Here is a 4,541-nt window from a genome sequence, read left to right as displayed (position 1 = left end):
TGGCCGTCGCCGTCGGCTTCAATGCCGCCGCCCCGGGCCGACAGCCCGACCTGCTGGCAGCCTTCGCCGTGGCCGGTCTTGCCCTGCTCTTGCTCGGGGCAGCGGCCGTCCTGTTGGTGCACCGCCGTCCCCCTCTGTTCGAGGCAACTCCGGAGGCGGACAACTTGCTCCGCTGCGTTTCCGGCTTCCGCGTTGCGCGGATGACCGCCGCCGGGCTGTTCGCCCTGACCGCCCAACTGCTCAACGCACATCCGGCGGCTTGGGGCTGGTTCCTGGACGGCGGCATCTCGTCCTACCTCCACCAGCTTTCCCCCGGCCTGCATACAGCGCTCCGCATCACCACGGCCGTGCTCTACCTGGCCGCCATCGTGCTGGCGCTTCTACCGGGAGCATCGCGGCCGCGCCGTTCGATGGCCAGCTATGTCGGCCACGCCGTCACGCAACACTCCGGCAACGCCGTCGGCGGGCCGCGCGACCCCGGCCGGGACCGCGACGAGCCCGCTGTTCGCCAGGACCGAACACCGTGAGCACCCAGATCCGGGTGGATCTGGCGGCACCGACTCCCCCGTACGAACAGATCCGCAGCCAGGTCGCCTCGCTCATCGCCGTCGGCACGTTGGCCGCCGGACAACGCCTGCCCCCGGTGCGCAGCCTGGCCGCAGATCTGGGTGTGGCCGCCGGCACCGTGGCCCGTGCGTACAAGGAGCTTGAGGCCGCGGGCCTGCTCGTCAGCCGCCGGCGCCATGGCACTACCGTGGCTGACACGGCAGCCGCCACGCACCAAACCGCAGCCGGTTCCGCCGAGGTGGGCCTCGCCGTCGTACATTTGGTGCGCGCCGCCCGGGACGCGGGACTGGACGATGAGACGGTCCTGAACCTGGTGCGCGGCCAGTTGCGGCGCCCGCGCGGGTTCGCACCGGACGCACCGTGAGCCTGCCGTCCCTCGGCAGCCGCCGCAGCACCCCTCAACTACACTGGACGCTGTGAACGCGATTCCCACCCCGTACGAGGACCTGCTGCGCGACGTCATGGCCAACGGCACGGCCAAATCCGACCGCACCGGCACCGGCACCCGCAGCGTCTTCGGCCGCCAGCTCCGTTACGACCTGGCCCAGGGGTTCCCGCTGATCACCACCAAGCGCGTGCACTTTAAGTCCGTGGCGCTGGAGCTGCTGTGGTTCCTGCGCGGCGACTCGAACGTGAAATGGCTGCAGGAGCGCGGGGTCAAGATCTGGAACGAATGGGCGGACGCCGACGGCGAGCTCGGCCCGGTCTACGGAGTGCAGTGGCGGTCCTGGCCGACGCCCGACGGCGGACACATCGACCAGATCGCCCAGCTGGTCGAGGACCTGAAGAACAATCCGGATTCGCGCCGGCACATCGTGTCCGCGTGGAACGTGGCCGAGATCAAGAACATGGCCTTGCCGCCGTGCCACGCGTTCTTCCAGTTCTACGTGGCGGACGGCCGGCTGTCCTGCCAGCTGTATCAGCGCAGCGCCGACATGTTCCTGGGCGTGCCCTTCAACATCGCCTCCTATGCTCTGCTCACCCTGATGCTGGCCCAGCAGGTGGGCCTGGAGCCGGGCGACTTCGTGTGGACCGGCGGCGACGTGCACATCTATGACGACCACGTGGACCAGGTCCGCGAGCAGCTGTCGCGCGCCCCGTACCCCTACCCCACGCTCAACATCCTGCGGAAGCCGGAGAGCATTTTCGACTACTCGCTGGAGGACTTCGAGGTGGCCGGCTACCAGCACCACCCGGCCATTAAGGCACCGGTGGCCATATGAGTGCCGACCACGCAGCCACGCGCCCCTACCCGGACAGCGTCGCCGAAGCCGTGCTCGGGGCCGGACGGTCCGGGTCGCTCTCCGCTCCGGTGGTCGGCATGATCTGGGCTCAGACCAGCAACGGCGTCATCGGCCGCGACGGCGGCATGCCCTGGCACCTGCCCGAGGACCTTGCACACTTCAAGCGGACCACGCTGAACCATCCGGTGATCATGGGACGCAAGACCTGGGAGTCCTTTCCCGACAAGTACCGGCCGCTGCCGGGGCGCACCAACATTGTGGTCAGCCGGCGGCCCGAACTGCGCGGGCAGCTGACCGCGGCGGGCGCCGTCGTTGTCGAAACCATCGAAGACGCGCTGGCGGAGGCGGCGGCCAGCCCGGGCAGCGACCAAATCTGGATCCTGGGCGGCGGCGAGATCTTCAACCTCGCCAGGCAGCACGCCAACGCGGCCTCGGTGACGGTCATCGACCTGGAGACGGACGGGGACACGTACGCCCCGCAGCTCGGCCCGGAATGGAAGTTCGAGGGCGTCAGCCCCACCGAGGACTGGTACACCGCGGCCAACGGCACCCGCTACCGCATCTCACTCTGGGTCCGCGGCCCGGAGTAGGAGCGCCTAAGGCCCTACGTGTAGGCCCGGCCGGAGCGGACAGGCCGGGCCGGGAATCGCCGGCTCCCGGCACCGCCGTCGTCATTGTGACGCTTGCGCTCCACCCACTCTGGGCAACTCACAGCGCCACCTTGTGTAAGCCGCCGCGCCTACTTTGTGTAACCCGCAGCGCCTACCTCGTGTAACTCACAGCGCTTAAATTGACCCGGTCCGTAAAATGGAATGCATGACTTCCCCTGCAGCCACTTCATCTGCCCAGTCCGTCGGCCTGATCGGTTGGCGCGGCATGGTCGGCTCCGTCCTCATGCAGCGCATGCAGGATGAAGGCGACTTCGACCTCATCAACCCCGTGTTTTTCTCCACGTCGAACGCCGGCGGCGACGCCCCGTCCTTCGCTGCGGGTGCGGGCAAGCTGCAGGACGCGTACGACATCGAGACGCTGGCAAAGCTGCCGATCATCCTGACGGCGCAGGGCGGCGACTACACCGCCGAGGTGTACCCGAAGCTGCGCGACGCCGGCTGGGACGGCCTGTGGATAGACGCGGCGTCCACCCTGCGGATGCAGGACAGCTCCATCATCGTGCTGGACCCGGTCAACCGCGACGTGATCGACGCCGGCCTGGCGCGGGGCGTGAAGGAATTTATCGGCGGCAACTGCACCGTCTCCTGCATGCTCATGGGCCTGGGCGGCCTTTTCAAGAACGGCCTCGTCGAGTGGGGAACGTCCATGACCTACCAGGCGGCCTCCGGCGGCGGGGCCCGGCACATGCGCGAACTGCTGAACCAGTTCGGTACGCTGAACGCCGCGGTGGCCGACGAACTGGCGCAGCCCTCCTCCGCCATTCTGGAAATTGACCGCAAGATTTTGGCCCAGCAGCGCAGCCCCGAACTGGATGCCTCCCAGTTCGGCGTGCCGCTGGCCGGTTCCGTGATCCCGTGGATCGACAAGGACCTGGGCAACGGACAGTCCAAGGAAGAATGGAAAGCCCCCGCCGAGACCAACAAGATTCTGGGCTTGAGCGACGACAAGCGGATCCCGTTCGACGGGCTGTGCGTCCGCATCGGTGCCATGCGCTCGCACTCGCAGGCGCTGACGTTGAAGCTCACCGAGGACCTGCCGGTGGCCGAAATCGAGCGGATCATCGACGCCGACAACGAGTGGTCTCGCGTGGTTCCCAACACCAAGGAAGCCACCATGGAGCACCTGACCCCGGTGGCGGCCAGCGGCACGCTCGAGATCCCGGTAGGCCGTATCCGCAAGCTGGAAATGGGTCCCGAGTACATCAGCGCCTTCACCGTGGGCGACCAGCTCCTGTGGGGCGCGGCCGAACCGCTGCGCCGCATGCTGCGCATCGCCACCGGCAACCTTTAGGACCTGCGGCCGGCAGGAGTGCCGGAGCCGCTCCGCGAGCCGCGAAAGCCATAGTAGCCCGAGGCCACGAGGAGCCCGTCCCTTTGGGGACGGGCTCCTGCTGTTTAGGGACGGGCTCCCGCTGTTGAGGGGCGGGCTCCCGCTGTTGGCAGGGTCGCTTTTTCGGCGGCGTGACTGCACGGAGAAATTTCGCTGCGCCGCCCCTATCCTGAGCTGTCCACGTCAGGGGCGCCCCGTCCTTCATAGGCAGTGGACGGCTCCGCGTTCAGCCGTCCACCTACTCAGTTGTCCTACACAGGGCAGGACGGTCCCCCGTTCAGCCCGTCCGCCGGCTGAGTTGTCCTACACAGGGAAGGACGGTCCCCCCGTTCAGCCGTCCGCCTGCTCAGTTGTCCTACACAGGGAAGGAGGGTTCCCCGTTCAGCCGTCCGCCCGCTGAGTTGTCCTCCACAGGCAGCTGTCGGGGGCAGGTTATGCACTTTCCTCGAAGACCCGTTCTACCCGCGGCGTGGGCTGCGTAGCGTTGAAGCATGTCACCGGAACCGTTGGACGAGGCACAAGAGCCGGAGGAATCCTCCGGCACCCCTGCCGCGTCCGACAATGGTGCCGCGCCCGACAATGGTGCCGCGCCCGACAATGGTGCCGCCGAACCGGCACCGGTCCCGCGGGGGTGGGCGGACGACTGGCGGGAGCTGGGACCGGCGGAACTGGCCGGCCTGCTCGCCGGCACCGACCCCGCGGCCCTGGACGACTGGTCGACCCTCGACT

General features: G+C 68.2%; 5 protein-coding genes and 1 pseudogene. All 6 read left to right on the top strand.

Going from position 1 to position 4,541, the window contains the following annotated elements:
* Positions 1-527: hypothetical protein (locus AC5RUJ_RS11600; protein ID WP_494155892.1), on the top strand; the 527-nt coding region annotated here is incomplete at its 5' end.
* A complete protein-coding gene (locus AC5RUJ_RS11595) occupies positions 524-931 on the top strand; it encodes a GntR family transcriptional regulator (RefSeq protein ID WP_494000529.1) in 408 nt (135 codons plus the stop codon). The genes AC5RUJ_RS11600 and AC5RUJ_RS11595, both read left to right, overlap by 4 nt.
* A 97-nt stretch (positions 932-1,028) precedes the next feature.
* Positions 1,029-1,790 (top strand): thymidylate synthase, encoded by a 762-nt coding sequence (locus AC5RUJ_RS11590; RefSeq protein ID WP_494128941.1) that lies wholly within the window; start codon positions 1,029-1,031, stop codon positions 1,788-1,790.
* Positions 1,787-2,401 (top strand): dihydrofolate reductase, encoded by a 615-nt coding sequence (locus tag AC5RUJ_RS11585; protein ID WP_494128927.1) that lies wholly within the window; start codon positions 1,787-1,789, stop codon positions 2,399-2,401. The genes AC5RUJ_RS11590 and AC5RUJ_RS11585 overlap by 4 nt, the downstream gene beginning before the upstream one ends.
* Positions 2,402-2,627: 226 nt before the next feature.
* On the top strand, positions 2,628-3,773 hold the full coding sequence (gene asd / locus AC5RUJ_RS11580) for an aspartate-semialdehyde dehydrogenase (protein ID WP_494000531.1): 1,146 nt from the start codon (positions 2,628-2,630) through the stop codon (positions 3,771-3,773).
* A 530-nt stretch (positions 3,774-4,303) separates the two neighbouring features.
* Positions 4,304-4,541: pseudogene (locus AC5RUJ_RS11575) on the top strand (hypothetical protein); the annotation flags it as partial.

The sequence above is a fragment of the Arthrobacter sp. Y3223164 genome, from assembly GCF_059091005.1.
The sequence above is the reverse complement of the archived record's forward strand: the minus strand, read 5'-3'. Positions and strand labels throughout refer to the sequence as shown.

Bases quoted from the DNA above. Each gene is read 5' to 3' on its own strand.
- asd (WP_494000531.1), top strand. From the start codon at position 2,628: ATGACTTCCCCTGCAGCCACTTCATCTGCCCAGTCCGTCGGCCTGATC.
- AC5RUJ_RS11590 (WP_494128941.1), top strand. From the start codon at position 1,029: ATGGCCAACGGCACGGCCAAATCCGACCGCACCGGCACCGGCACCCGC.
- AC5RUJ_RS11585 (WP_494128927.1), top strand. From the start codon at position 1,787: ATGAGTGCCGACCACGCAGCCACGCGCCCCTACCCGGACAGCGTCGCC.